22 protein-coding genes are annotated in these 26207 nt (G+C 42.6%); all 22 read left to right on the top strand.

Annotated features, from left to right (window positions below; all coding sequences use genetic code 11):
* Positions 1-3: 3 nt before the first annotated feature.
* Positions 4-858: a ribosome biogenesis GTPase YlqF gene (ylqF, locus tag PFZ69_RS14935; RefSeq protein WP_270181849.1), complete on the top strand. Its 855-nt coding sequence runs from the start codon at positions 4-6 to the stop codon at positions 856-858.
* Between the two features lie 52 nt (positions 859-910).
* Complete coding sequence (locus PFZ69_RS14940; RefSeq protein ID WP_270181850.1) at positions 911-1690, top strand: ribonuclease HII; 780 nt, start codon at positions 911-913, stop codon at positions 1688-1690.
* 61 nt (positions 1691-1751) lie between these two features.
* The gene (locus PFZ69_RS14945) at positions 1752-1922 is read left to right on the top strand and encodes a hypothetical protein (RefSeq protein WP_270181851.1); all 171 of its coding nucleotides are present in this window, start codon (positions 1752-1754) and stop codon (positions 1920-1922) included.
* A 390-nt stretch (positions 1923-2312) separates the two neighbouring features.
* Entirely contained in the window at positions 2313-3473 is a 1161-nt protein-coding gene (sucC, locus tag PFZ69_RS14950) for an ADP-forming succinate--CoA ligase subunit beta (protein WP_270181852.1), read from the top strand.
* A gap of 16 nt (positions 3474-3489) precedes the next feature.
* Complete coding sequence (gene sucD, locus PFZ69_RS14955; protein ID WP_270181853.1) at positions 3490-4398, top strand: succinate--CoA ligase subunit alpha; 909 nt, start codon at positions 3490-3492, stop codon at positions 4396-4398.
* A gap of 77 nt (positions 4399-4475) precedes the next feature.
* Positions 4476-5357: a DNA-processing protein DprA gene (dprA, locus tag PFZ69_RS14960; RefSeq protein WP_270181854.1), complete on the top strand. Its 882-nt coding sequence runs from the start codon at positions 4476-4478 to the stop codon at positions 5355-5357.
* A gap of 70 nt (positions 5358-5427) precedes the next feature.
* Positions 5428-7500, top strand: coding sequence for a type I DNA topoisomerase (gene topA / locus PFZ69_RS14965; protein WP_270181855.1), 2073 nt, complete (start codon positions 5428-5430; stop codon positions 7498-7500).
* A gap of 15 nt (positions 7501-7515) precedes the next feature.
* Positions 7516-8820: an FADH(2)-oxidizing methylenetetrahydrofolate--tRNA-(uracil(54)-C(5))-methyltransferase TrmFO gene (gene trmFO, locus PFZ69_RS14970; RefSeq protein WP_270181856.1), complete on the top strand. Its 1305-nt coding sequence runs from the start codon at positions 7516-7518 to the stop codon at positions 8818-8820.
* A gap of 62 nt (positions 8821-8882) precedes the next feature.
* Positions 8883-9788 (top strand): tyrosine recombinase XerC, encoded by a 906-nt coding sequence (gene xerC, locus PFZ69_RS14975; RefSeq protein WP_270181857.1) that lies wholly within the window; start codon positions 8883-8885, stop codon positions 9786-9788.
* A gap of 20 nt (positions 9789-9808) precedes the next feature.
* Complete coding sequence (gene hslV, locus PFZ69_RS14980; protein ID WP_270181858.1) at positions 9809-10348, top strand: ATP-dependent protease subunit HslV; 540 nt, start codon at positions 9809-9811, stop codon at positions 10346-10348.
* 30 nt (positions 10349-10378) lie between these two features.
* The gene (gene hslU, locus PFZ69_RS14985; RefSeq protein ID WP_270181859.1) at positions 10379-11773 is read left to right on the top strand and encodes an HslU--HslV peptidase ATPase subunit; all 1395 of its coding nucleotides are present in this window, start codon (positions 10379-10381) and stop codon (positions 11771-11773) included.
* Between the two features lie 21 nt (positions 11774-11794).
* Positions 11795-12571, top strand: a complete 777-nt coding sequence (codY, locus tag PFZ69_RS14990) for a GTP-sensing pleiotropic transcriptional regulator CodY (RefSeq protein ID WP_224882127.1) — start codon at positions 11795-11797, stop codon at positions 12569-12571.
* Between the two features lie 271 nt (positions 12572-12842).
* Complete coding sequence (rpsB, locus tag PFZ69_RS14995) at positions 12843-13577, top strand: 30S ribosomal protein S2 (RefSeq protein WP_224882129.1); 735 nt, start codon at positions 12843-12845, stop codon at positions 13575-13577.
* A gap of 98 nt (positions 13578-13675) precedes the next feature.
* Positions 13676-14557, top strand: coding sequence for a translation elongation factor Ts (gene tsf / locus PFZ69_RS15000; protein WP_270181860.1), 882 nt, complete (start codon positions 13676-13678; stop codon positions 14555-14557).
* Positions 14558-14629: 72 nt separating this feature from the next.
* Positions 14630-15355 carry a UMP kinase gene (pyrH, locus tag PFZ69_RS15005; RefSeq protein ID WP_270181861.1) on the top strand — a complete coding sequence of 242 codons (726 nt, stop codon included), beginning with the start codon at positions 14630-14632 and terminating at the stop codon, positions 15353-15355.
* Between the two features lie 37 nt (positions 15356-15392).
* Positions 15393-15914 carry a ribosome recycling factor gene (gene frr / locus PFZ69_RS15010; RefSeq protein WP_442865188.1) on the top strand — a complete coding sequence of 174 codons (522 nt, stop codon included), beginning with the start codon at positions 15393-15395 and terminating at the stop codon, positions 15912-15914.
* Between the two features lie 91 nt (positions 15915-16005).
* The gene (locus PFZ69_RS15015; RefSeq protein WP_442865170.1) at positions 16006-16773 is read left to right on the top strand and encodes an isoprenyl transferase; all 768 of its coding nucleotides are present in this window, start codon (positions 16006-16008) and stop codon (positions 16771-16773) included.
* Between the two features lie 21 nt (positions 16774-16794).
* Complete coding sequence (locus tag PFZ69_RS15020) at positions 16795-17601, top strand: phosphatidate cytidylyltransferase (RefSeq protein WP_270181863.1); 807 nt, start codon at positions 16795-16797, stop codon at positions 17599-17601.
* Between the two features lie 43 nt (positions 17602-17644).
* A complete protein-coding gene (locus PFZ69_RS15025; RefSeq protein ID WP_270181864.1) occupies positions 17645-18793 on the top strand; it encodes a 1-deoxy-D-xylulose-5-phosphate reductoisomerase in 1149 nt (382 codons plus the stop codon).
* Positions 18794-18809: 16 nt separating this feature from the next.
* A complete protein-coding gene (gene rseP, locus PFZ69_RS15030) occupies positions 18810-20063 on the top strand; it encodes an RIP metalloprotease RseP (protein ID WP_270181865.1) in 1254 nt (417 codons plus the stop codon).
* 45 nt (positions 20064-20108) lie between these two features.
* Entirely contained in the window at positions 20109-21728 is a 1620-nt protein-coding gene (locus PFZ69_RS15035) for a proline--tRNA ligase (protein ID WP_270181866.1), read from the top strand.
* An 82-nt stretch (positions 21729-21810) separates the two neighbouring features.
* Positions 21811-26103 (top strand): PolC-type DNA polymerase III, encoded by a 4293-nt coding sequence (locus PFZ69_RS15040; protein WP_270181867.1) that lies wholly within the window; start codon positions 21811-21813, stop codon positions 26101-26103.
* The last annotated feature ends 104 nt before the right edge of the window (positions 26104-26207 follow it).

Consider the following 26207-nt stretch of genomic DNA (forward strand, 5'->3'; position numbering starts at 1 on the left):
TGCATGACGATTCAATGGTTCCCTGGTCACATGGCCAAAGCCCGTCGGGAGATAACTGAAAAACTAAAAATGATCGATGTTGTAATTGAACTTGTGGATGCTAGAATTCCACTTTCTTCTCGAAATCCAATGATCGACGAGATCGTTTCTTCTAAACCGAGGCTAATCCTGTTAAATAAATCTGATATGGCTGACGATCAGAAAACAGCAGAATGGAAGGAGTATTTCCAGCGTCAGGGGCACAAAGCTCTGCCGATCGACTCTCACACGGGTAAGGGCGTGAAATCGATTCCTGCTGCAGCGAGAGAGCTTGTTAGCGAAAAGCTCGATCGTATGGTAGAGAAGGGGATGAAGCCGCGTGCTGTTCGGGCGCTCATTCTTGGTATTCCTAACGTAGGGAAATCTACTCTGATCAATAAGCTCGCGGGAAAGAAGATTGCGAAAACGGGCGATCGTCCAGGCATCACTAAGAAACAGCAATGGATCAAAGTAGGCAAAGAAATGGATCTACTCGATACGCCAGGAATTCTATGGCCGAAGTTTGAAGATCAAAAAACCGGTTATAAGCTTGCTGCAACCGGTGCGATCAAAGACGAAATTTTGGATTTTCAAGATGTCGCAGTCTTCACTCTGAAATTTCTAGGCGAACATTATCCCAACAGACTGATGGATCGTTATAAGTTAGATGATATTCCAGAAGATATCGTTGAATTATTTGATGAAATCGGTAAAAAACGTGGGTTCTTATTAGGCGGTGGTTGGATCGATTACGATAAAACTGCTGAAACAGTACTTAGAGAACTTAGAAGTGGTAAGCTTGGCGATCTGACTCTTGAGACGCCAGAGGAGGAAAGGTAAGGCATTGCCTTGCCTTTTTTATTATTTTTCAAATAAAGAAAGAGGGAAATGTGTGGGCAATTCCAAAAAAACAATCAGCGAAATCAAAAAGATGATTTTAGAAAAGAAGTACTCAGAGGAAGACTGGGCTGAATTTCAATCTGATGACAGAAAAGGTGTGAAAGAACTTTTAGCGAAAGAACAGAGAAAAAAGGAGCAAATCGAAAAAGTTAAAGAATTACATAAAGAGATGAGCGTGTTTGAAGAGCGATACAGCGCATCTGGGTTTACGACTATAGCAGGAGTCGATGAAGTAGGAAGAGGGCCATTAGCGGGGCCTGTAGTGGCTTCTGCGGTCATATTAGATGGTGAGAAGCCAATCTATGGCCTTCAGGACTCGAAGAAGCTTTCTACAGCAAAGCTTGAAGAACTATACGAAGCGATACTTGAAAACTCTGTCTCTGTTGGGATAGGAGTCATGACCCCTGAGGAAATAGACGAACTCAACATCTACCACGCAACAAAAAAAGCAATGCAGAAAGCAGTCCATGCGCTATCGGTTTCCCCTGACTTCTTACTAGTGGACGCGATGGAGCTTCCGCTATCAATCCAACAAGAATCGTTAATCAAAGGAGATGCTAGAAGTATAAGCATCGCTGCTGCTTCGATCGTTGCAAAAGTTACGCGAGACCGCATGATGGAGAAGCTGGCGGTACGGTATCCTCAGTATGGCTTCGAAAGACACGTTGGTTATGGAACGAAAGAGCATCTGACTGCATTAGACCGTTATGGCGTCACAAATGAACATCGTAAGACGTTTGCTCCTGTGAGAGAACGTTTAGGTATGCTTTGATGCATGAATCACTGTAAATTGATGATACTATGGTTATTCTACTTAGAAGGAGAAGAGCCAAGTGAACGATCGATTGCATCCAGAAAAAAATGACCCTTATTATGAAGAAGCTGGTGAGGAGTTTGGTGTCTATACTCCTGCTGCAGCAAGGGATCTATCTGTAACGGATCATCAAAAGCGGGAGCAGGAGAAAAAATCTCCAGGTGAAAAAGAACAAGAAGATCGAAGATAAAAATAGTTACTGCTGAGGACGCCTCGGCAGTTTTTGTTTGGTTTTTTCTAAAAGACGGTTGCTTTTGAAGATTTTGCTATAGAGACCCACACTTAGTTGATTGGAGGGGTGCTCGACTCCTACAGGACTTGCGGAACAGGTGAGACCCCGCTAGAGCGCAAGTTAACCACTCCTCTTATAGCAACAAAGTTTAAGAAAGGAGCCTTTTGTTTTGAACGCACTAAACTGCTAAAGAAAGGCTATGTGAAAGGCTTAAGGAAGACCACCCATCCAACTTAAGTAATGTAAAGAAAAGGTACTTTTAGTAAAAGGGTAGACAAGCGGTGGGAATTTTCTATACAATGAAAACGTCGTCAATGACTTGATTGAGTAGGATAGGAGGACAAGAGAATGAATATCCATGAGTATCAGGGAAAAGAAGTCCTAAGAAGTTATGGGGTCTCAGTCCCAAATGGACAAGTTGCTTACTCCGCAAAAGAAGCGGTGGACGTTGCTAAACAACTAGAGAGCGACGTTTATGTAGTGAAAGCTCAAATCCATGCTGGTGGTCGAGGCAAAGCCGGTGGGGTTAAGATTGCAAAGAACCTCGACGAAGTACGTACATATGCTGAGGAGATCCTCGGTAAAACACTCGTTACTCATCAAACGGGTCCTGAAGGTAAGGAAGTAAAGCGCTTACTTATCGAAGAAGGTTGCGACATTAAAAACGAATACTATGTAGGTCTAGTAGTCGATCGTGCGACATCTCGCGTCGTAATGATGGCTTCTGAAGAAGGCGGTACTGAAATTGAAGAAGTGGCTGAAAAAACGCCAGAGAAAATCTTCAAAGAAGTAATCGATCCTGCAGTTGGTCTTCAAGGCTATCAAGCTAGAAGACTAGCGTTTAACATTAATATCCCTAAAGAAATGGTAAATAAGACAGTGAAGTTTATGCTTGGTCTTTACAAAGCCTTTATTGAAAAAGATGCTTCCATCGCTGAGATCAATCCACTAGTAACTACTGGTGATGGTAACGTGATGGCGCTAGATGCGAAGCTTAACTTTGATCCAAATGCGCTTTATCGTCATAAGGATATCCTTGAGCTACGTGATCTTGATGAAGAAGATACGAAGGAAATTGAGGCTTCAAAATACGAGCTCAGCTATATTGCATTAGAAGGAAATATCGGTTGTATGGTCAATGGCGCAGGTCTTGCTATGTCTACGATGGATATTATCAAGCACTATGGAGGCGACCCTGCTAACTTCCTTGACGTTGGGGGCGGTGCTACAGCTGAGAAAGTTACTGAGGCGTTCAAGATCATCCTTTCAGATCAAAATGTTAAAGGTATCTATGTAAACATCTTTGGTGGAATCATGAAGTGTGACGTAATCGCTGAAGGTGTAGTCGAAGCAACAAAACAAGTAGGTCTTGAAATTCCACTTGTGGTTCGACTTGAAGGTACAAACGTAGATCTAGGAAAGCAAATCCTTAAAGACTCAGGATTAAATATTACAGCTGCAGAATCAATGGCTGACGGCGCAGAAAAAATTGTTTCATTAGTTAAGTAGAAAGGCGGGACTAGGAATGAGCGTTTACATTAATAAAGATACAAAAGTTATCGTTCAAGGTATCACCGGTTCAGTTGGATTATTTCATACACAGCAAATGCTAGAGTATGGTACTAAGATTGTCGGCGGAGTGACACCTGGAAAAGGCGGAACAGAAATCGAAGGCGTTCCGGTTTTCAACACGGTTGAGCAAGCTGTTAAATCAACAGGTGCTACAGCGTCAGTAATCTATGTTCCACCTGCATTTGCAGCTGATGCGATCATGGAAGCTGTCGACGCTGAACTCGATATTGCGATCTGTATTACTGAAGGTATTCCTGTAATCGATATGGTAAAAGTTAGTCGTTATATGGAAGGGAAGAAAACCCGTCTTGTAGGACCAAACTGTCCAGGGGTCATCACTCCTGACGAGTGCAAGATCGGTATCATGCCTGGATACATCCACAAAAAAGGTCACGTCGGTGTTGTCTCCCGCTCTGGTACGTTGACGTATGAAGCTGTACATCAACTATCTGAACAAGGTATCGGACAATCTACTGCAGTAGGTATCGGTGGTGACCCGGTTAACGGTACGAACTTTATCGATGTATTGAAAGCATTCAATGAAGATGAAGATACGTATGCAGTTATCATGATCGGTGAAATCGGTGGTACAGCTGAAGAAGAAGCAGCAGAGTGGGTCAAAGCAAACATGACGAAGCCTGTTGTTGGCTTTATCGGTGGTCAAACGGCACCTCCAGGGAAGCGCATGGGCCATGCTGGTGCGATCATTTCTGGCGGTAAGGGTACTGCTGAAGAGAAGATCAAAACGATGGAATCAGCGGGCATTAAAGTTGCTCCTACCCCTGCCGTAATGGGTGATACACTGATTTCCGTTTTGAAGGAAAAAGACTTACTAGAGAAATGCACAACACATAAAGCGTAAAGGCAATAGCTCCCGGTCGGGAGCTATTTCTCTTATACATAAAAAAATGAAAGATTCCTTGATTGGAGAGAATTGTAGTGAGGACATTGAGAAGCCGATTGATCCAACTACATCACTGTGAAGGCGCAAATTGGAACGTTATTCGATCACTGTTAACATTTGACCCCACGCTTCAAAGCATATATGATATGTCTGCTGTTGACTTAATGAACTTTAACCTTGATTTTCAGTCCGCATCACGGTTTCACCAGGACCTGCATGTAACGAAACCCTGGAAAACGAATGGGATTAGAGAAATGAAAGTGATCACACGGTTCGATGAAGCATACCCAGAAAGTCTAAAGCATATTTATGATGCACCATGGGTTGTTTACTGTATGGGGAAGGTTCAACTTTTGAATACTCCTAGCTTAAGTGTAGTGGGGACGAGACACCCTTCACCACATGCTAAAGATACGATGAAGATCGTCTTAAAACCGATCATTCAACATAATGTGACAGTGGTGAGTGGACTAGCACGGGGGATCGATACACTCGCCCATCGTCTTGCACTCCAGTCAGGAACGATAGCAGTACTAGGTTCTGGTTTCAAACATATTTATCCTAAAGAAAACATAGAGCTTGCTGCAACGATTGCGAAGGAAGGATTGCTTTTATCCGAGTATCCTCCTCACCGTTTTCCAGAACGAAAACAGTTCCCGGAGAGAAACCGCATCATCAGCGGCTTATCAAAAGGTACTCTCGTTGTCGAAGCGAAAAAGAAAAGTGGCTCTCTTATAACAGCAGACCAGGCCATCGACCAGGGACGCGACGTCTTCTGTTTGCCTGGAAGATTGACAGACGTGCATTCTGAAGGTACGAATCGATTGATTCAGCAGGGAGCAAAACTTATATTAAAAGGTGAAGATATACTGGCTGAATACAGTGAATTTCAAGAAAAAGTAGCTAGCACTATTTGACAAAAGAGTTTTGAATATTTAATAATGGTGAAGATTTTAAAATTACCTCAATGGGGGGAGGAAACTTACTGTGGCAGATTATCTAGTTATTGTTGAATCTCCCGCTAAAGCAAAAACAATTGAAAAATATTTAGGAAAGAAGTATAAGGTGAAAGCATCGATGGGTCACGTGATCGACTTACCCAGAAGTCAGATGGGCGTTGATGTAGAAAACAACTATGCTCCTAAATATATAACAATACGCGGGAAAGGGCCTGTGCTTAAAGAAATTAAAGATGCTGCGAAGAAGGCGAAGAAAGTTTATCTAGCGGCCGACCCCGATCGCGAAGGGGAAGCGATTGCATGGCATTTAGCACATAGCTTGAAAATTCATGAAGACAAAGAATGCAGAGTAGTATTTAATGAAATTACGAAAGATGCAGTAAAAGATGCGTTTAAACGACCTCGAGCAATCAACATGGACTTAGTAGATGCTCAACAAGCACGAAGAGTATTGGACCGACTCGTTGGTTACAATATCAGTCCTTTACTTTGGAAGAAAGTGAAAAAAGGATTGAGCGCAGGAAGAGTTCAAACGGTAGCGGTTCGGTTGATCGTGGAAAGAGAAAAGGAAATACAAAACTTCCAGGCTGAAGAATATTGGAAGATTAAAGCTGCTTTTGAGAAAGACGGCGAACAGTTTGAAGCTGGATTCTACGGTATAGAAGGAAAGAAAACAGACCTTTCATCCCGTGAAGATGTTGATAACATATTGAATCGAATCGAAGGGGATCAGTTCCGTATACAGTCCGTTCAAAAGAAGGAACGGAAGCGAAACCCTGCACAACCGTTCACGACGTCATCCCTTCAACAGGAAGCTGCGAGAAAGCTTAACTTTAGAGCAAAGAAGACGATGATGCTCGCTCAGCAGTTATACGAAGGAATCGAGTTAGGGAAACAGGGTACCGTTGGTTTAATCACGTATATGAGAACGGATTCTACGAGAATTTCTGAAACTGCTAAAGCAGAAGCGAGTGAATACATCGAAGGTAAGTATGGTCAAGAGTACTTATCGACTAAAAAACCTTCCAAGAAACAATCTGGTAAATCTCAAGATGCACACGAAGCTGTAAGACCTACTTCTGTGATGAGAAATCCAACTGAAATGAAAGCCTATTTAAAGCGCGACCAACTTCGTTTATACCGATTGATTTGGGAGCGTTTCGTCGCGAGCCAAATGGCTCCTGCGATCATGGACACGATGAGCGTCGATCTCGATAATAATGGCGCTACGTTCCGAGCTACAGGATCCAAAGTAAAGTTCAAAGGCTTTATGAAGGTGTATGTAGAAGGGAACGACGATAACAAAAAAGAAGAAGATAAGATGCTTCCTGATTTAGAAGAGGGGATGGATGTAGCTACGACGGAAATTGATCCTACTCAGCACTTCACTCAACCACCTCCACGTTATTCCGAGGCACGACTCGTAAAAACGATGGAAGAGCTAGGTATAGGAAGACCTTCAACATACGCACCAACTCTCGATACGATTCAAAGAAGAGGCTACGTTGCGTTAGAAGATCGTAAATTCGTTCCAACTGAGCTAGGTGAAATTGTGCTAGAGCTCATTCTGGAGTTCTTCGAAGACATTATTAACATCGAATTTACAGCTGCTCTTGAAAATGACCTTGACAAAGTTGAGGATGGAGGGGCAGAATGGATTTCTGTAATCGATGAATTTTATCAGAACTTCGATAAGCGATTGAAAGTCGCAGAAGAGGAAATGAAGGAAGTTGAGATAAAAGATGAGCCAGCCGGTGAGGACTGCGAAAAATGCGGATCGCCGATGGTTATCAAAATGGGGCGCTACGGAAAATTCATGGCGTGCTCTAATTTCCCAGATTGCCGAAACACGAAACCAATCTTGAAAGAGATCGGTGTCGACTGTCCGAAATGTAAGGAAGGAAACATCGTAGAACGAAAAAGCAAAAAGAATCGTCTATTCTATGGGTGCGACCGTTTTCCTGAATGCGACTTCCTTTCTTGGGATAAGCCGATCAAGCGTCCATGCCCGAAATGTGGAGACATGCTTGTCGAAAAGAAAACGAAGAAGAAAAAAGAAATCAAGTGTGTGAACTGTGATTTCGTTGAAGAAGAAAACTAGTAAGGGGTTTTTGAAATGAGTAATCACGTTACGGTGATTGGTGCTGGGCTCGCTGGAAGTGAAGCGGCCTGGCAGCTAGCCAAGCGAGGAATCAACGTACATCTTTATGAGATGAGACCAAAGAAGCAAACGCCTGCTCACCATACGGATAAGTTCGCTGAGCTCGTTTGCAGTAACTCACTTCGTGCAAATACATTAACGAATGCCGTTGGTGTCTTGAAAGAAGAAATGCGTGAGATGGATTCTGTCATCATCAAAGCAGCGGATGAGTGTGCAGTACCTGCTGGTGGTGCATTAGCTGTCGACCGACATGAATTTGCAGCGAAAGTAACGGAATATGTGAAAGGACATCCAAACGTAACGGTTTTTTCTGATGAATTCACAACGATTCCAGAAGGTCCTGCAATTATTGCAACTGGACCACTCACTTCAAAAGATCTATCAGATCAGCTTAAAGCACTAACGGGTGAAGAGTACTTGTATTTCTATGATGCAGCAGCTCCGATAATCGAAACGGAGAGCATCGACATGGATAAAGTGTACAAGAAGTCTCGTTATGATAAAGGTGAGGCTGCTTATTTAAACTGTCCGATGACTGAAGAAGAGTTCAACCGTTTCTATGAAGCTCTCATTTCAGCAGAAACGGTACCTTTGAAAGAATTTGAAAAAGAAATCTTTTTCGAAGGGTGTATGCCGATCGAAGTCATGGCACAAAGAGGGAAGAAAACGATGACGTTCGGTCCACTCAAGCCAGTTGGACTTGAAGATCCTAAAACAGGAAAGCGCCCATACGCAGTAGTGCAGCTGCGACAGGATAATTCCTCAGGGACACTTTATAACATCGTTGGTTTTCAAACTCATCTGAAGTGGGGACCTCAAAAAGAAGTGATCCGAATGATTCCTGGTCTAGAGAATGCTGATATCGTACGCTATGGTGTTATGCACCGAAACACGTTTATCAACTCACCGAATCTACTGAAGCCAACTTATCAGTATAGAGATCGAGATGATTTATTCTTCGCTGGTCAGATGACTGGAGTAGAAGGTTATGTAGAATCTGCAGCTGCAGGACTCATTGCAGGGTTTAACGCTGCGAGGTTGATGGACGGAGAAGAAACAGTGGTGTTCCCTGAGCAAACGGCTCTAGGAAGCTTAGCTAACTATATCACTACTGCGAACCCGGACAACTTCCAACCGATGAACGCTAATTTTGGTCTTTTTCCACCGTTAGAGAACAGGATTAAGAACAAAAAAGAACGCAATGAAGCGATCGCTAATCGCGCATTGGAAACAATTCAGAATTTTAAAAAAATATTGTAAATTTCTATTGCTTAGGCTTCTAAATTGTGATACGATTTAGAAGCCTTTTGAGGTGATAAAGGATGGATAATAATCAAAAGAGGCTTGTTCAGTCTTTCTCAGAGTATTTGCAGATTGAAAAGAACTGTTCACCTCATACGATCTCTAGTTATTTGCAGGATATCGAACATTTTCAGAACTTCATGAAGCAGCAGACTCTCGATGTCTTTGCTGCTGTTTCTTATGCAGATGTTAGGATTTACCTAACTCAATTGCATGAGCAAGGATTTGCAAGAAAAACGGCTGCTAGGAAAATATCAACGTTACGTAGCCTTTATCGTTTTCTTTTAAGAGAGGAAGTTTTAGAGGTTAATCCGTTTACGATGAGTTCACTTCTTAAACAAGAGAAGCGACTTCCGCAGTTTTTGTACACACAGGAGTTAGATAAGCTCTTCGATGCTCCGGATGTAACGACTGCACTTGGTCAGCGAGATAAAGCGTTACTCGAAGTTCTTTATGGCTGTGGCATTCGTGTGAGTGAATGTGTAGCACTTGATATAGAAGATATCGATTTTTCTATCGGAACGATCTTTGTAATTGGAAAAGGTCGTAAAGAGCGGTATGTCCCGATCGGGAGTTTTGCAATCGATGCAATTAAAAATTACATGGACGATGGAAGAAGGCAGCTTATTCCGAAAGACAAAGACTCTACGAGAGCTCTTTTCTTAAACTTTCGAGGTGCAAGGTTAACGGCTCGTGGCGTCAGAACGATTTTAAATCGTATTGTTGAAGAAGCTTCGATGCATGTACATATCAGTCCACATGTCATGAGGCATACCTTTGCAACTCACCTGTTGAATGAAGGGGCTGATCTTCGGTCTGTTCAAGAGCTGTTAGGCCATGCGAACCTTTCAACGACGCAAATCTACACCCATGTGACAGGCGATCGATTGCGAAATATATATATGAACCATCATCCAAGAGCTTGAATGCTCGGGAGGAGGAACTTATGGGAGACTTTCACGCAACCACTATATTTGCAATTCAACATAATGGAGGATGTGCAATGGCTGGCGACGGCCAAGTAACGTTCGGAAATGCAGTTGTTATGAAGCATACTGCAAAAAAAGTAAGAAGACTTTTCCATGGGAAAGTCGTGGCAGGCTTTGCTGGTTCTGTGGCCGATGCGTTTACTCTTTTTGAAAAGTTTGAAGGAAAGCTCGAAGAATTTGGAGGTAACCTCCAGAGAGCAGCGGTCGAACTTGCGAAAGAATGGAGAAGCGACCGTGTGTTACGAAAACTTGAAGCAATGCTAATCGTAATGAACAAGGAACAGTTGCTGCTCATCTCAGGAACGGGTGAAGTGATCGAGCCTGACGATGGCATTCTCTCAATCGGTTCTGGGTCCAATTATGCTCTCTCAGCAGGAAGGGCGCTGAAGCGATATAGTGAAGGGAAAAGCGCTGAAGAAATTGCAAAAGCTTCGATGCAGATTGCTGCAGAAATTTGTGTTTATACAAATGATCAGATAATCGTAGAATCCTTATAAGATAAATTTTGTAACCTTGGAGGCGATCATATGTCTAATCCGTTAACACCTCGCCAAATCGTAGAAAAACTCGACCAATATATTGTAGGTCAAAACGATGCTAAGAAAGCCGTAGCTGTAGCGCTAAGAAATCGATACCGCAGAGGCCTTTTGAGCGATAAGTTAAGAGATGAAGTGAATCCGAAAAACATCTTGATGATCGGACCTACTGGTGTTGGTAAGACCGAGATAGCTAGACGCCTTGCGAAGCTTGTTAATGCGCCATTTATTAAAGTTGAAGCAACGAAGTTTACTGAAGTAGGGTATGTAGGTAGAGATGTAGAATCGATGGTAAGAGATCTCGTTGAAACCTCGATCCGTATCGTGAAGGAAGAGCGGATGGATCAGGTAAAAGATAAAGCAGAGGAAAATGCAAACAAACGAATCGTTGAGCTGCTCGTACCTTCTGCAAAAAAACAATCTCAGTACAAAAACCCACTCGAAATGTTCTTTGGTAATCAAGGGCAAGATGACACGAGTGATCAACAGACTTCTGAAGACCAAACAATTGCTACGAAGAGAAGACAGATCGCGCATCAGCTAGCGCTTGGTGAATTAGAGGACAGAATGATTACGGTTGAAGTAGAAGAGCAGAATCAATCGATGATGGATATGTTCCAAGGTTCCGGCATGGAGCAAATGGGAATGAACATGCAAGATATGCTAGGAAACATCATGCCAAAGAAGAAAAAGAAGCGAAAGCTTTCCGTAGCTGAAGCAAGGAAGGTCTTGACTCAGGATGAAGCTGCTAAGTTAATCGATATGGATGAAGTATCCCAGGATGCTGTTTCGAAGACAGAACAAACGGGTATCATTTTTATTGATGAAATTGATAAGGTAGCTGGTAAGAGTCAACAATCCGCCGATGTTTCACGCGAAGGGGTCCAGCGTGACATCCTACCAATCGTTGAGGGTTCAACGGTAACAACGAAATATGGTCCAGTAAAAACCGATCATATCTTATTCGTTGCGGCTGGTGCTTTCCATATGGCTAAACCATCAGACCTTATACCAGAATTACAGGGAAGGTTCCCAATTCGTGTTGAGTTATCGAGCTTGACAGTCGATGACTTTAAACGAATTTTAACAGAACCTGATAATGCACTTGTGAAGCAATACACAGCATTATTGGAAACTGAAGGTATTAAAGTTGAATTTTCTGACGATGCTATTTATAAAATTGCAACAATTGCAGCAGACGTAAATCAGGACACAGATAATATCGGAGCTAGAAGACTTCACACGATTCTCGAGAAACTATTAGAAGATCTATCTTTCGAAGCGCCCGATATCAATTTGGAAAGTATTACGATCACACCAGAATACGTTGATGAAAAATTAGCGACTATAGCTAAGAATCGTGACTTAAGTCAATATATCTTATAACACATGCAGGAGGACAAAAAGATGAACTTACTTGAGAAAACAAGAAAGATTAATGGAATGCTACAGAAATCAGAAGGACCGGTAAATTTCACAGACATGGCAGAAACGCTTCGTGACGTGATTCTTGCTAACGTATATGTGGTTAGCCGTAGAGGAAAGCTGTTAGGAATCGCGATTAACCAGGAGATCGAAAATGAGCGCATGAAGAAAATGTTCTCTGAAAGACAATTCCCTGAGGAGTACACTCAGAATCTATTTAACATTAATGAAACATCTTCTAACCTTGATATTACGAGTGAGTACACTGCTTTTCCAGTTGAAAACCGTGACCTATTTGAAAAAGGCTTAACTACGATCGTACCGATCGTTGGTGGAGGAGAGCGTCTTGGAACACTGATTCTTTCTCGTCTAAGCGATTCGTTCTCTAACGACGACCTTCTACTTGCAGAATATGGTGCTACAGTTGTAGGTATGGAGATTCTGCATGAGAAAGCAGAAGAAATTGAAGAAGAAGCTAGAAACAAAGCGGTCGTTCAAATGGCGATTTCGTCGCTATCTTATAGTGAACTCGAAGCGATCGAGCATATCTTCGAAGAACTAGAAGGTAACGAAGGTTTGCTAGTTGCTAGTAAAATTGCTGATAGAGTAGGCATCACGCGTTCTGTTATCGTTAACGCACTTAGAAAGCTTGAAAGTGCTGGTGTAATTGAATCTCGTTCTCTAGGTATGAAAGGAACGTATATTAAAGTTCTTAATGATAAATTCCTCGTTGAATTATCAAAACTTAAGACGCAATAGAATTACGTGAATGTACCGACTGCCGAGATTTCTCGGCAGTTTTTTTCTTTGTGAAAACCTCACCATTCGTATTTATAGAGCTTATTAGTAAGAACTTACTAGGTCATAAGCGGAATTTTAGATTTCTAACTTGCGGCAGAGAAAACAATATGGTATATTAATCAACGGTGTTAAACACACACGCTTGTTGATTTGGGAAATGGTGCTGCGTTCGCAGTTTTTCCCGAAAGCGATGCAAGCGGAGGCTAAAAAACCATTAGGAGGATTTATCATGGCAGTTATCTCTATGAAACAGCTTCTAGAAGCTGGGGTACACTTCGGACACCAAACTCGTCGTTGGAACCCAAAAATGAAACCTTACATCTTCACTGAAAGAAACGGTATCTACATTATCGATCTTCAAAAAACAGTGAAGAAAGTTGAAGAAGCATTCAACTTTGTACGTGAAATCGCTCAAGACGGCGGTAAAGTTCTTTTCGTAGGAACGAAAAAGCAGGCGCAAGAATCTGTTAAGGATGAAGCGATCCGTGCTGGTCAATACTACATCAACCAACGTTGGTTGGGTGGAACGCTTACGAACTTTGAAACAATTCAAAAGCGTATCAACCGTCTTAAGAGTCTTGAAAAGATGCAAGAAGATGGTACGTTCGATGTACTTCCTAAGAAAGAAGTTATTCTTCTTAAGAAGGAAATGGACCGTCTAGAAAGATTCCTTGGTGGTATCAAGGATATGAACGGTATTCCGGACGCATTGTTTGTTATCGACCCTCGTAAAGAGCGTATTGCAATTGCGGAAGCGCGTAAGCTTAACATTCCGATCGTTGCAATCGTTGATACTAACTGTGATCCTGATGAAGTAGATTATGTGATCCCTGGTAACGACGACGCGATCCGCGCTGTTAAACTTCTTACTGCTAAAATGGCTGACGCTGTTATCGAAGTTAGCAAAGTAGAAGAAGAAGAGGCAGAAGCTGAAGCAGTTGAAACTGAAGAAACATCTGTATAAGAACACAAAGGGGTGATAAAGGGGAACTCTACCCCTTTATCACCTTTTTTTAACCAACAGAGTATGTTTACATATCATAATCCAAGGAGGAATTTCTAATGGCAGTAACAGCTAAAATGGTAAAAGAATTGCGCGACCAAACTGGCGCAGGTATGATGGATTGCAAAAAGGCACTAACTGAAAACGACGGTGACATGGACAAGGCAATCGACTGGCTACGTGAGAAAGGTATCTCTAAAGCAGCTAAGAAAGCTGATCGCGTGGCAGCAGAAGGTCTTGCAGCTATCGCAGTTGAAGGTAACAAAGCAGTAATCGCTGAAATCAACTCTGAAACTGACTTCGTTGCGAAGAACGATAACTTCAAAGTGTTGATCAACGACATCGCTACTCACCTTCTTAAGACGAACCCTGAGTCTGTAGAAGCAGCTCTTGAAAGCAAGATGGAAAACGGACAAACTGTTTCAGAATTCTTGAACAATGCAATCGCTAAGATTGGTGAAAAGATTTCTCTACGTCGCTTCCAAATCGTTGAGAAAACAGATGCTGACGCATTCGGTTCTTACCTACACATGGGTGGACGCATCGGCGTATTGACTCTTCTAGAAGGAACAACTGACGAAGAAGTTGCAAAAGACGTTGCTATGCACGCTGCAGCTGTTAACCCTCGTTTCGTTTCTCGTGATGAGATCCCAGCTGAAGAAGTTGAGCGTGAGCGTGAAGTACTAAAACAACAAGCTCTTAACGAAGGAAAGCCTGAAAAGATCGTTGAGAAGATGGTAGAAGGCCGTCTTGGCAAGTTCTTCGAAGAAATTTCTCTAGTTGACCAAGCATTCGTTAAAGATACTGACCAAAAGGTTGGCAAGTATGTTGAATCTAAAGGTGGTTCTGTAAAAGGATTCATCCGCTATGAAGTTGGAGAAGGCATGGAAAAACGCGAAGATAACTTCGCTGAAGAAGTTATGTCTCAAGTGAAGAAGTAATACAGGTAGGGAACACGATGTGTTCCCTATTTTTCAAGAAAAAGGATAGAATAAACATGCTGGAGGGTTAATATGAGCGGAGCCAAGTATGAACGCGTTGTGTTAAAATTAAGCGGTGAAGCATTATCAGGTGGAGAAGGACTTGGTATATCACCTTCCATCGTTCAGTCGATTGCATCCCAAATCAAAGAGATCCATGAGATGGGTGTAGAAGTTGCAGTCGTCGTTGGCGGTGGCAATATCTGGCGTGGTAAAGTTGGTAGCGAGATGGGCATGGACCGCGCTACTGCAGATTATATGGGAATGCTTGCAACAGTGATGAATTCTCTAGCGATGCAAGATAGCCTTGAGACGTTGGGCGTTGAAACGAGAGTCCAAACGTCGATCGAGATGAAAGAGGTAGCAGAACCTTATATTCGTCGTAAAGCAATTCGCCATCTTGAGAAAAAACGCGTTGTGATCTTTGCAGCAGGTACAGGGAACCCTTACTTCTCTACAGATACAACTGCGGCACTACGAGCAGCTGAAATTGAGGCTGACGTGATTTTAATGGCGAAAAACAATGTAGATGGTGTGTACTCAGCAGATCCAACTGTTGACGCAACAGCGAAAAAGTATGAAACTCTATCATATCTCGATGTACTTAAAGAAGGTCTTGCAGTAATGGATTCTACTGCTTCTTCACTTTGTATGGATAATGATATTCCACTTGTCGTCTTCTCCATTATGGAAGAAGGTAACATCAAGCGCGCCGTTTGTGGCGAAGAAATCGGAACAGTCGTAAAGGGGAGAAATTAAGATGCCAGAAGAAATCTTGAAAAACGCTGAAGAACGTATGAAGAACGGAATTTCTAGCTTAAGAAAAGAGCTAGCTACTCTAAGAGCAGGAAGAGCTAACGCTTCTTTACTCGACAAGATCCAAGTTGACTACTATGGCGCTCCGACTCCAGTAAACCAACTTGCAGGGATCTCTGTTCCTGAAGCTCGTATGCTTCTTATCCAGCCTTATGATAAGTCAGCGATCGGTGATATCGAGAAAGCGATCTTGAAATCCGATCTTGGTCTTACTCCTTCTAACGATGGAAACGTCATTCGTATTACGATCCCAGCTCTTACTGAAGAGCGTCGTAAAGAGCTAGTAAAATTCGTTAAGAAGTATGCTGAAGATGGTAAGGTCGTTATCCGAAACATCCGTCGTGATGCGAACGATGAGTTAAAGAAGAAGGAAAAAGATGGCGACATCACAGAAGATGAGCTTCGCCGTAAAACCGACGAAGTACAAAAGCTTACTGATAAGTTCGTTGCTGAAGCAGATAGCATTGCATCAGACAAAGAAAAAGAAATCATGGAAGTCTAATTCAATAACAGGTAAAATAAGATAATAAAAGGACCCTCTTTTCCCACAGGGGGTTTTTTTGTTAAGTAAGTGACACAATGGAGGATTTGCAATGCTTGGGAAGTTCTCAAACTGGATGAGAAAGAATGAAGATGAAGAACATTTAGACATTAACACATCTGCTAATATTCCAAGGCATATTGCGATCATAATGGATGGCAATGGACGCTGGGCGAAGAAGCGTGGCCTGCCACGAGTGGCTGGGCATCGTGAAGGAGTTAAAGTAGTTAAGAAAATCGTCAGGAAAGCAAATGACATCGGTGTTAACTATTTAACGCTATACGCCTTCTCAACCGAGAATTGGAAGCGGCCAAAAGAAGAAGTAGACTTCTTGATGAAGCTCCCTGAACAGTTTTTACTAAGTCATCTGCCAGAATTAATCGAGCAGAATGTACAAGTTCGAATAATGGGGGATCGTGAACAACTGCCTTCTCATACCTTTAAAGCAATTTCGAAGGCAGTCGAAGATACGAAAGACAATACCGGACTTATTTTGAATTTCGCATTGAACTATGGAAGTCGTCATGAAATGAAGACTGCGATGCAACGGTTATTAAGCGACGTACAAAAGGGGATACTGTCTGAAGATGAGATATCCGAGGAAAAGATTTCCTCCTATCTTCTAAGTAGCCAATACCCAGATCCTGACCTGTTGATTCGGACAAGCGGGGAAATTCGTCTCAGCAATTTTATGCTATGGCAACTGGCTTATACTGAACTCTGGTTTACAGAGGTGCTATGGCCCGACTTTACAGAGCATCATTTTGTTGAGGCTGTACAAGAGTATCAGCGACGTGGTCGCCGCTATGGCGGGGTTTAATTGTAGGAGGACATTAGCGTTATGAAGCAACGTATTATTACTGGTGTGATTTTTGGCGTATTACTATTAGGTATGATCATTGTAGGAGACTGGCCTTTTATTATTTTAATGACGCTGGTAGCTACTGTTGGAATGGTCGAGCTATTGTTGATGAAAAAGATCTCGCTCGTTTCATTACCTGGTTTGCTGGCTCTTATCGGGACTTGGATTCTAGTCATGCCTGAAGATTGGATCGCTGCGCTCACATCCTCTGTTTTTACAAAGATAGATTTATTATTTTTTGGCTTGCTCATTCTTTTAGCAATGACGGTCCTTACAAAGAATAAATATAGTTTTGATGAAAGTTCTTTTATTTTGATGGCATCACTGTATGTCGGATTAGGCTTTTATTATTTTACAGCAACGCGTTATTTAGGAGACACAAGCTTAGAAGGCATGATCCAGCTCTTCTTTATCATCTTTTTGATATGGGCTTCGGACTCTGGTGCGTACTTTGTTGGTCGAGCAATAGGAAAGAAAAAGCTATGGCCGCATATATCTCCTAATAAAACGGTAGAAGGTGCGCTCGGAGGAGTAGGGATGGCTCTGATTGTAGGAATTGTTTTTCAAATGATCTATCCGGTCTATGAATCAATTTCTATCGTGATTATCGTCTCAGTATTAACCTCAGTTTTTGGACAGATTGGTGATCTGGTAGAGTCAGCGTTTAAACGTCATTATGGCGTAAAAGACTCTGGAAGCATTTTACCAGGACACGGAGGGATATTAGACCGGTTTGATAGCCTGATCTTTGTACTCCCAATTCTACATTTGCTACACCTGGTATAAATGTGCAACTGGATCAACAGAATGGATTGGAGGAACAGATCGTTTGAAAAAAATCAGCTTACTGGGAGCTTCTGGGTCCATTGGTACCCAGACTCTTGATATCATAAGAATGCACCCTGAGTTGTTTTCCCTCGTTGCGGTTTCAGTAGGTAGAAACATTGAAAAAGCTGCTGAGATCGTAGATGAATTCCAACCTAAGTTGCTATCGGTTCAATTAAGGGAAGACGCAGAAAGCTTGAGAAGAAGTATTTCGAGACAAACGAAGATCGTTTATGGGGAAGAAGGATTGCTTGAAGTAGCGTGTCATCCGGAATCAACCGTCCTCGTAAATGCGGTTCTTGGAAGCATTGGTCTTACTCCAACGTTGTCTGCAATCGAACAGGGTAAGACGATTGCGATTGCAAACAAAGAAACACTCGTCACTGCAGGACATCTCGTGACGGAAGCAGCCAAAAAGTACGGATCAGCTCTGTTGCCTGTAGACAGCGAACATTCTGCGCTATTTCAGTGTTTGAATGGAGAGAAGATCGATCAGATGGACCGATTGATTCTTACTGCTTCAGGAGGAAGCTTTCGAGATAAAACAAGAAAAGAGTTACAAGGTGTCAGCGTAGAAGATGCGCTAAATCATCCAAACTGGTCAATGGGAGCAAAAATTACGATCGATTCTGCGACTATGATGAACAAAGGTCTAGAAGTAATCGAAGCTCATTGGTTATTTGGAACTCCTTATGATCAGATCGACGTTCTGCTTCATAAAGAGAGTATCATCCACTCGATGGTCGAGTACATAGACGGAAGCGTAATGGCTCATCTAGGTACTCCGGATATGAGAATTCCGATTCAATATGCACTTAGCTATCCTGATCGGCTTGAAATGAGAAATGCAAAAAAGTTAAACTTATGGGAAGTTGGTAAGCTTCACTTTGAAAAGGTAGATTTCGAGCGTTTCCGTAGTTTGAAACTCGCTTATGATGCTGGTCGAATTGGCGGCTCAATGACAGCGGTGTTGAATGCTGCGAACGAAACGGCAGTTGCTGCATTTCTACAGAGCAAGATCGATTTCTTGACGATTGAAGAGCTCGTTGAAAAAGCGCTAGAACAACACGATTCGATTCAGAACGCATCGCTAGAAGAAATTCTTGAGATCGATTCTGAAACGCGATCGAGAGTTCAGTCATTAATTAAATAAAGGTGGTTAAGTGGATATGAATACTGTGATTTCGATCATTATCATATTCGGAGCACTGGTCTTTTTCCATGAACTGGGTCACTTGCTCCTTGCAAAACGTGCAGGAATTCTATGCCGTGAATTCGCGATCGGATTTGGGCCGAAGCTTTTCACGATAAAAAAAGGTGAAACGGTATATACGATAAGACTATTGCCACTTGGTGGGTTTGTTCGAATGGCCGGAGAAGATCCGGAAATGATCGAATTAAAACCCGGTCAACGCGTAGGCTTGCTATTCAATAACAAAAACAAGATAGAAAAAATCGTTATTAATCAGAAATCTGCTTACACGAACTTAAAAGAAATCACGGTTGAAGAAGCCGATTTAGAACACAAACTTTTTATAAAAGGGTACGAAGGTGAAGATGAACCAGCGGTCGTTTATCCGCTTGATGAGCAGTCACACTATGTGATGGACGGATCTGAATTTCAGATTGCGCCATATGATCGTCAATTCGGATCTAAGTCTCTCTGGGATCGCTTCCTAGCTATTTTCGCTGGACCAGTCATGAACTTTTTACTTGCTATCGTGATTTTCTTCCTACTTGGTTTGCTTCAAGGAACACCTACGAATCAAGTGAATGAAGTTGTTGAAGGAAGCCCCGCTGAGCAAGCAGGTATGATGAATGGAGATGTGATCACTGAGATCAACGGAACTGAAATAACGAGCTGGGACAAAATGACCTCGATCATTCAAGATAATGCAGAAAACCAGCTAAGTTTCACCGTGGATCGTGAAGGAGAAGCAGTATCTCTCTCAATAACTCCGGAAAAACAAGAGTTGACTGAGAATCAGTCGGTGGGTCGAATCGGAGTTGCACCGGCATATCAGGTGAACTTCCTCGATTCAGTTGCTTTTGGTTTTACATCTACGTATGAATTCTCTAAAGCGATCTTTGTAGGTCTAGGTCAGCTCGTAACAGGTCAGCTTTCGATCGATGCTTTTTCTGGACCAGTAGGGATCTATAGTTATACAGAAGAAGCGGCATCAAAAGGTGTGTACGTATTGATGAGATGGGCTGCTTTTCTAAGCATCAACCTAGGAATCTTTAATCTCCTGCCATTACCTGCTCTAGATGGAGGAAGATTATTGTTTATTGGGGTAGAAGCATTAAGAGGCAAGCCGATCGACCCTCAAAAAGAAAGTCTTGTACACTTTATTGGATTCTCTTTCCTCATGTTACTTATGCTCGTTGTAACATGGAATGATATTCAACGTTTCTTTTTGTAAGAAAGTAGGGGCAGAAGTCCTTTTAAATGAAATGAGGTGCAGGTCATGAAACAATCGAGTTATTTTAATCCTACCCTCAGAGACAACCCAGCTGATGCCGAGATAAAAAGTCATCAGCTGCTTGTCCGAGCGGGTTTTATACGACAGAACGCAGCAGGCATTTATTCTTACCTTCCTTTAGGTAAGAAAGTATTAATGAAGATTGAAGAAGTCGTTCGAGAAGAATTGAACGAGGCTGGTGCACAGGAGCTTCTTATGCCTGCTATTCAACCAGCTGAACTATGGCAAGAAACAGGTCGATGGGATGTTTATGGACCAGAGCTTATGAGGCTTAAAGATCGTCATGACAGACCTTTCGCTCTAGGTGCAACGCATGAAGAATTGATTACGAGCCTTGTCAGAGATGAGCTTAGCTCTTATAAGCAAATGCCGGTTATTCTTTATCAAGTTCAGACGAAGTACCGAGATGAGCGTCGTCCTCGCTTTGGCCTTTTAAGAGGTAGAGAGTTCATCATGAAAGATGCTTATTCTTTCCATTCATCTGAAGAGCAATTAGATGAAGCATATGATCTTATGCACAAAACCTATAGCAAAATCTTTACTAGACTCGGACTTAATTTCCGTCCTGTAGTGGCAGATTCAGGCGCCATGGGTGGAAAAGATACAGAGGAATTTATGGCTCTCTCAAGCGTTGGAGAAGACACGATCGCGTATAGCGATGAATCCGATTATGCAGCGAACATCGAGATGGCAGAAGTGAAAGTCGAATACGTTAAGCCTAGTGAAGCGGAAGAGGCTTTAGCTAAAGGTGAAAAAGAAACATCTCCTGATCGTGAACTGAAAGCAACACTTCTGAATGTAAACGATGAAGAGCTGCTCGTTCTTGTAAGAGGCGACCATGACCTCAATGAAATTAAAGTGAAGAACTTATTCGGTACAGACCTTGTAGAAAAAGTAAATAAAGAGATCGATGTAAGAGAATTCGAAGGCACGGTCATTGCTGACAATGCGGTCAAATCGATCGTTAACGGAAGCGTTAATGGTAGTAACCCTTATCATAATGTGAACCCTGAACGTGACCTTAACATCGAACGCTATGAAGATTTAAGATTTATCCAAGAAGGCGACCCTTCTCCAGACGGAAAAGGCAGAGTCGTCTTTGCTGAAGGAATCGAAATTGGACAAGTCTTTAAATTAGGTACAAAATATAGCGAAGCGATGGGAGCGAATTATCTTAACGAGGGCGGAAAAGCTGAGCCAATCATCATGGGTTGCTATGGAATCGGGATCTCTCGTACGTTAGCAGCGATCGCAGAGCAAAGTGCAGACGAAAACGGACTCAACTGGCCGATGGGTGTCACTCCGTTCCATGTTCATCTTATTGCAGTCAATGTAAAAAATGATGATCAAAAGGAATTGTCGGACAGACTTTATGAATCGCTGCGTAATGAGCGCTACGATGTTCTTTACGACGACCGTAAAGAGCGAGCAGGAGTGAAGTTCAAGGATGCCGATTTAATCGGAGTACCGCTTCGCGTTGTTGTTGGTAAAAAGGCAGCAGACGGCATCGTTGAAGTAAAACGCAGAGATACAGGTGAATCATTCGAAGTGGCTGTAGATGAATTGAATTCAGAACTACAAAAGCTCTTTGAACAATTGGGTTAAATAGTGGACAGGTGCCCTTTATTGGGTCCTGCCACCTTTTTTTTTCGTTTACCCAAAGGATGTCAATAAAGGGGGTTTTGACATGGATCAGGAGTTAACGGTAAGGAAGGAACGACTTCAGCTACTCCTTCAGCAAATATCGTTTCCGGATAAGTTTGAAGAATTCTTTAAAGAAGGATATATCTCGAAACTAACAGTATACAAGGAAACGAGGAAGTGGCATTTCCACTTTCATTTACCTACAATCCTACCATTTCATATATATGAACTATTTCGAAGTCGATTGGTCGATGGGTTAAAGCATATCGCTACAGTTGACTTTTCGATTACGACAGATGGTGAAGCAACTGAAGAACTAGCTTCTAGCTACTGGGAAAATGTAGTGGAACTCATGCAGGACCACTCTGCTTCCTTAACGGCACTATTGAAGAGTCAAACACCGAGAATCAATGGAAACAAGCTGCTCGTTCACGTTCGAAACGAGACGGAAGCAGCCATCGCAAAGAAGAAGCTAACAGGCCCATTAGCAGAGTGCTATGAAGCAGCTGGCTTTCCTAAATACATGCTAGAAATCGAAGTAAAAGAATCAAAGCAAGATTACGATAAGTTTATGGAGCAGAAGCAGCAAGAAGACCACTCCAAGATGATGGAAGCATTGATCGAAAAGCAAAAAGCTGATACAGCTGAAAGCAAAGGTCAGACGCCTGATACGCTCGTTATCGGCTATAAGATCAAGGAAGATCCTGTGCCGATCGAAACCATTCAAGATGAAGAGCGGAGAATCGCTGTTCAAGGTTATGTGTTCGATGCAGAAACGAAGGAGCTTCGAAGTGGTCGTACGCTCTTAACATTCAAAATTACAGATTACACGGATTCGATCTTAGTGAAGATGTTCTCTCGCGACAAAGAAGATGTGCCGATTCTTGAAGCGGTTCGAAAAGGAATTTGGGTAAAAGTTAGAGGCGGTATTCAAAACGATACGTTCGTTCGAGATCTCGTCATGATTGGAAACGACCTCACTCAAGTGACGCCGGAGCTTCGTAAAGATGAAGCACCTGAAGATGAGAAGCGTGTAGAACTGCATGCACATACACAGATGAGTCAAATGGATGCTGTGAGTTCTGTTGGTGATCTGATCAGTCAGGCTGCTAACTGGGGTCACCCGGCTATTGCGATTACGGATCATAACAACGTACAGTCGTTTCCTGATGCATACGCAGCGGGGAAGAAAAATGGCATCAAAATCCTTTACGGATTAGAAGCTGATCTTGTTGATGACGGTGTTCCTATCGCATATAACGAAGCAGATCGAGATCTTGAGTCAAGTACGTATATCGTATTTGACGTCGAGACGACAGGGTTATCTGCAGTTTATAATAAGATTATCGAGCTTGCAGCCGTTAAAGTGAAGGACGGAGAGATCGTCGATAAGTTTGAGCGATTCGCAAATCCTCATCATCCGCTATCGTCGACTACGATCGAACTTACTGGCATAACAGATGACATGGTGGAGAATGCACCTGAAATAGAGGACGTTTTAAAAGATTTTCATGAGTTTATCGGCGACGATATCCTCGTAGCCCATAACGCTAGTTTCGATATGGGATTCCTGAACGTTGGGTTTCGTAACATCGGATTAGGTGAAGCGAAAAATCCAGTTATCGATACACTAGAGCTTGCGCGATTCCTGTTTCCAGAAATGAGAAACCACCGACTCAATACGCTTTGTAAGAAGTTTGATATCAACCTTACGCAGCACCATAGGGCGATCTATGACGCGGAAGCGACAGGCTATCTGATGTGGAAACTTTTAAAAGATGCGCTGGAAAGAGAAATTACAAACCATAATCAGCTTAATGAGAATATGGGACAGACAGGATTCCAGCGAACAAGACCATCTCACACGATCATTCTAGCTAAAAACGATGTAGGACTAAAAAATCTTTTCAAACTTGTATCGCTTTCCCATCTCGACTACTTTTATCGGACAGCACGTATTCCAAGGTCAAAGCTTGAGAAGTATCGAGAAGGTCTATTGATCGGATCAGGGTGCGATAAAGGTGAAGTATTTGAAGGCATGATGCAAAAATCTCCTGAAGAGGTTGAGGAGATTGCAAAATTTTACGACTATCTAGAAGTTCAGCCGCCTCAGAACTACATGCATCTTATTGAAAAAGAGCTTGTACAGGATGAAATGGCACTAAGAGACATTATCGGAAATATCGTAAAGCTAGGAGAGAAATTAGATAAGCCTGTCGTTGCGACAGGGAATGTGCATTATCTAGACCCTCAAGATCACATCTATCGTAAAGTTCTGATCAAAGCACAAGCTGGTAATCCATTGAACAGACAGACGTTGCCTCAAGTTCATTTTAGAACGACGAACGAAATGCTCGACTGCTTCCATTTCCTTGGTTCAGAGAAAGCAAAAGAAATCGTGGTTGAAAAACCGCAGCATGTCGCGAGTCTTATCGATGACATCAAGCCGATCAAGGATGATCTTTTCACGCCTAAGATCGAAGGTGCCGATGAAGAGATGAGAAAGATGAGCTATGATCGGGCTAGGAGTATTTATGGTGATGAACTACCGACGATCGTTGAGGAAAGACTAGAAAAAGAGCTGAAAAGTATTATAGGTCACGGATTTGCGGTAATCTATTTGATCTCTCAAAAGCTAGTTAAAAAATCATTGGATGACGGATATCTCGTAGGCTCACGTGGGTCAGTCGGGTCATCATTCGTAGCAACGATGACGGAAATTACAGAAGTTAACCCATTGCCGCCTCATTACGTATGTCCGACGTGTAAAGAGTCCAAATTCTTCGATGACGGTTCCGTAGGCTCAGGGTTTGACCTTCCTGATAAAGAGTGTGATACGTGCGGCGTTCCGCTCATTAAGGATGGTCATGATATTCCGTTTGAAACGTTCCTAGGATTTAAAGGGGATAAAGTACCCGATATCGATTTGAACTTCTCAGGTGAATATCAGCCGAGAGCACACAATTATACGAAAGAACTCTTCGGGGAAGACAACGTCTATCGTGCGGGAACCATCGGCACTGTCGCAGAAAAAACGGCATATGGATATGTGAAAGGGTACATGGGTGATAACGACCTCCATTTCAGAGGTGCTGAAATCGACCGACTCGTAGCAGGCTGTACAGGCGTCAAACGTACATCAGGTCAGCACCCTGGAGGAATCATCGTAGTACCAGATTACATGGACATCTACGACTTTTCACCGATACAATTTCCAGCTGACGATAAAACTTCCGCTTGGAAAACAACTCATTTTGACTTCCACTCGATCCACGACAATCTCTTGAAGCTCGATATTCTAGGACATGATGATCCTACCGTGATCAGAATGCTTCAAGATTTAAGTGGAATCGACCCGAAGACGATTCCGACCGATGACGCTGAAGTGATGAAGCTATTCAGTGGCACAGAATCGCTCGGTGTTACGCAAGATCAAATCATGTGTAAAACTGGAACGTACGGCATTCCTGAATTCGGTACGCGCTTCGTTCGACAGATGCTTGAAGACACGAAACCTAGTACGTTCTCAGAACTCGTACAGATCTCTGGTCTATCACACGGCACGGATGTATGGCTTGGGAATGCACAGGAGCTCATTCAGGCCGGTACATGTTCACTTAGTGAAGTGATCGGGTGTCGTGACGATATCATGGTGTACTTGATCTATAAAGGGCTCGAACCATCCCTTGCATTTAAGATCATGGAGTTCGTTCGTAAAGGGAAAGGTCTTCAAGAGGAATGGGTCAACGAAATGAAGAAGCACGATGTGCCTGATTGGTATATTGATTCTTGCTTGAAGATCAAATACATGTTCCCAAAAGCCCATGCGGCAGCATATGTCCTTATGGCGGTGAGGATCGCTTACTTCAAAGTGCATCATCCTATTCTTTTCTATGCTGCTTACTTCACAGTAAGAGCAGATGACTTTGATATCGATACGATGGTAAAAGGATCGAACGCAATCCGAGCGAGAATTGAAGAGATCAACGAAAAGGGTCTCGATGCTTCTCCGAAAGAGAAGAACCTACTCACTGTCCTTGAGATCGCGCTTGAAATGTCAGAGAGAGGTCTTCGTATGCAGAAAGTTGATCTCTACAGATCGAAGGCAACAGAGTTTATCGTAGATGGCGATTCTCTTATTCCTCCGTTCAACTCACTACCTGGAGTGGGAACAAACGCTGCATTGAATATCGAAGCTTCAAAAGAGGATGGAGAATTCCTCTCGAAAGAAGATCTTCAACAGCGAAGTAAGATTTCAAAAACGGTCCTTGAGTATCTAGATGACCATGGCTGTCTAGAAGGGCTGCCAGATGCTAATCAGCTCAGTCTTTTCTAAAGGAAGCCGCGTTCTCTTCTTTGTTGAATTGGCTAAATGAGTATGGTATAGTAATTGTGGAAATACTAGTGAATACACACGCAGCGAAAGAGTGGGGCTAACCC

The sequence above is a fragment of the Alkalihalobacillus sp. CinArs1 genome, assembly GCF_947387515.1.
Taxonomy (GTDB): Bacteria; Bacillota; Bacilli; order Bacillales; family Guptibacillaceae; genus Guptibacillus.

Bases quoted from the DNA above. Each gene is read 5' to 3' on its own strand.
- ylqF (WP_270181849.1), top strand. From the start codon at position 4: ATGACGATTCAATGGTTCCCTGGTCACATGGCCAAAGCCCGTCGGGAG.
- sucC (WP_270181852.1), top strand. From the start codon at position 2,313: ATGAATATCCATGAGTATCAGGGAAAAGAAGTCCTAAGAAGTTATGGG.
- sucD (WP_270181853.1), top strand. From the start codon at position 3,490: ATGAGCGTTTACATTAATAAAGATACAAAAGTTATCGTTCAAGGTATC.
- trmFO (WP_270181856.1), top strand. From the start codon at position 7,516: ATGAGTAATCACGTTACGGTGATTGGTGCTGGGCTCGCTGGAAGTGAA.
- xerC (WP_270181857.1), top strand. From the start codon at position 8,883: ATGGATAATAATCAAAAGAGGCTTGTTCAGTCTTTCTCAGAGTATTTG.
- hslV (WP_270181858.1), top strand. From the start codon at position 9,809: ATGGGAGACTTTCACGCAACCACTATATTTGCAATTCAACATAATGGA.
- hslU (WP_270181859.1), top strand. From the start codon at position 10,379: ATGTCTAATCCGTTAACACCTCGCCAAATCGTAGAAAAACTCGACCAA.
- codY (WP_224882127.1), top strand. From the start codon at position 11,795: ATGAACTTACTTGAGAAAACAAGAAAGATTAATGGAATGCTACAGAAA.
- rpsB (WP_224882129.1), top strand. From the start codon at position 12,843: ATGGCAGTTATCTCTATGAAACAGCTTCTAGAAGCTGGGGTACACTTC.
- tsf (WP_270181860.1), top strand. From the start codon at position 13,676: ATGGCAGTAACAGCTAAAATGGTAAAAGAATTGCGCGACCAAACTGGC.
- pyrH (WP_270181861.1), top strand. From the start codon at position 14,630: ATGAGCGGAGCCAAGTATGAACGCGTTGTGTTAAAATTAAGCGGTGAA.
- frr (WP_442865188.1), top strand. From the start codon at position 15,393: ATGAAGAACGGAATTTCTAGCTTAAGAAAAGAGCTAGCTACTCTAAGA.
- PFZ69_RS15015 (WP_442865170.1), top strand. From the start codon at position 16,006: ATGCTTGGGAAGTTCTCAAACTGGATGAGAAAGAATGAAGATGAAGAA.
- PFZ69_RS15020 (WP_270181863.1), top strand. From the start codon at position 16,795: ATGAAGCAACGTATTATTACTGGTGTGATTTTTGGCGTATTACTATTA.
- rseP (WP_270181865.1), top strand. From the start codon at position 18,810: ATGAATACTGTGATTTCGATCATTATCATATTCGGAGCACTGGTCTTT.
- PFZ69_RS15035 (WP_270181866.1), top strand. From the start codon at position 20,109: ATGAAACAATCGAGTTATTTTAATCCTACCCTCAGAGACAACCCAGCT.
- PFZ69_RS15040 (WP_270181867.1), top strand. From the start codon at position 21,811: ATGGATCAGGAGTTAACGGTAAGGAAGGAACGACTTCAGCTACTCCTT.